The 2,129-nt window shown below is 34.1% G+C and carries 2 protein-coding genes; one reads left to right on the top strand and one right to left on the bottom strand.

The annotated features are described in order from the left end of the window. Positions 1-424: 424 nt before the first annotated feature. On the top strand, positions 425-1,219 hold the full coding sequence (locus tag SPJ17_RS08430; RefSeq protein WP_321094713.1) for an alpha/beta hydrolase-fold protein: 795 nt from the start codon (positions 425-427) through the stop codon (positions 1,217-1,219). Between the two features lie 32 nt (positions 1,220-1,251). Here the strand turns inward: SPJ17_RS08430 and SPJ17_RS08425 are convergent. Further along, the coding region (locus SPJ17_RS08425) for an FAD-dependent oxidoreductase (RefSeq protein WP_321094711.1) at positions 1,252-2,129 on the bottom strand (878 nt) is incomplete at its 5' end.

Below are 2,129 nucleotides of genomic sequence, written 5' to 3'. Positions count from 1 at the left end.
CCGCATATGATGATTATATAACAAAAAAAGAAGATGCCTCAATTGTACATTTTTACTGTACCCAAATTGAGCATCTTCATTATACCTTTAACATGAAACCAATCCTCACTATAAGAATATAGTCCCACTCCAAAGACATAGAAAATGGAGAATTTCTTCTTTACTCTATCGAATTCTATAACCCTACCATTTTTTATCCAAAAAAAAGATTTTATTCGTTTTATTCTAAAGATTTCTAGATCCTCTTAAGGAATAACATTTTACTTTAAGGCTATAGGCATATTGCTAAAAAAATCCGTGTGAGTATGATATACAATTGCTTTAACCAGAGGATATAACCTCAAAAACATTATATCCAAAAAAATATTGCTTTTAAATTGTTTTTCATTCAATTATCTAATATAATTTTAAATGGTGATGTTGTGTGTTAGAATACTATAGATTATATCTTCCTAAATCAAAAAGGGAAGTTAAAATTGAAGTTTCTGTTCCAAGAAACAGAGACAATGTAACCTTTGATACTATCTATTTTTTAGATGGTCAAAATGCATTCAAGGACTCTCATGCCTCCTTTGGAAGATCCTTAAGAGCAGCAAAGATATTAGGTCTTGCAGCAAAGGAAATGGGGAAAAGAATTCTTGGAGTCGCTATATACAATAGTGAATCTGATTTAGGTAGAATCAATGAATATTCTCCATTTAAGATTATAAATGTTGCATCAATCGAATGGAAAAAGCAGGATTTAAAGGTTTGTAAAAACTATTGCGATGATTTTATAAATACAATTATTCCATTTATTGAGAAGAAATATAAAACCTATAATTCCTATTCACATAGAGCCATCTTTGGTTCTAGTCTTGCAGCAATTACTGCAGTTTATATGTCCTTTTTATATCCGGATTCCTTTAAATATGTTGCAAGCTTCTCTACCCCGGTATTCTTATATTCAAAGGAATTCTATTCCTTCTTAGATAAGAATAAAAAGGAAGATAGAAAAATCTTCCTTTATGTAGGTAAAGAGGAGCAATCCGATGATATATATGATAAATTTATATATTACAATAGCTCCTTAGAGCTTTATAATTATTTTAAAAAGAATCATATTAATACAAGATTATGCATTGACCCTAAAGGAGTCCATAATGAGGAGACTTGGGGTAATCATATCCAAGATTTTATTAATTATATGTATTATGATGATATTTATTATACGCTTTAAGAAAAATCCGCTTCAATCGAAGCGGATATTTTTTATTCATTTGCCAAGGTTACGCCAGATAATGCTTCATCAATGGCTTGAGCAGCCTTTTTACCAGCACCCATAGCTAGAATTACTGTTGCAGCGCCTGTTACTGCGTCTCCACCAGCCCAAACTAAATCATGAGTGGTCTTACCTGTTTCCTCATTTGCGATTAAACAGCCATGGCTATTTGTATCAAGACCTGGAGTTGTAGATGAAATTAAAGGGTTAGGTGATGTACCTAAAGACATAATTACCATATCTACATCCATAACGAATTCAGAATTTGGAATGACCTGTGGTCTTCTTCTTCCTGAAGCATCAGGCTCACCAAGCTCCATACGAACACACTTCATACCTGTAACATTACCCTTTTCATCTGTAAGGATTTCCGTTGGGTTTGTTAATAATTCAAACTTAACGCCCTCTTCCTTAGCATGATGAACCTCTTCAACTCTTGCAGGAAGCTCTTCTTCACTTCTACGATATACGATATGTACCTCAGCGCCAAGACGAAGTGCTGTTCTTGCAGCATCCATTGCAACGTTTCCGCCACCAACAACTGCTACTTTCTTACCTCTCATAATAGGGGTATTTGAATCTTCATCAAATGCCTTCATAAGGTTGCTTCTTGTAAGATACTCATTTGCTGAGAATACACCGTTTGCATTCTCACCAGGTATTCCCATGAACTTAGGAAGTCCTGCACCTGAACCGATAAATACAGCCTCAAAACCTTCTTCATCCATTAACTCATCAATTGTAACAGACTTTCCGACAATAACATTCTTCTCTATCTTAACGCCAAGTGCTTCAACATTCTCTATCTCTTTTGCAACTACAGCTTCCTTAGGAAGTCTGAACTCAGGTATACCATAAACAAGAACTC

The sequence above is a fragment of the Anaeroplasma sp. genome (assembly GCF_034179385.1).
Lineage (GTDB): Bacteria > Bacillota_I > Bacilli_A > Acholeplasmatales > Anaeroplasmataceae > Anaeroplasma.
The sequence above is the reverse complement of the archived record's forward strand: the minus strand, read 5'-3'. Positions and strand labels throughout refer to the sequence as shown.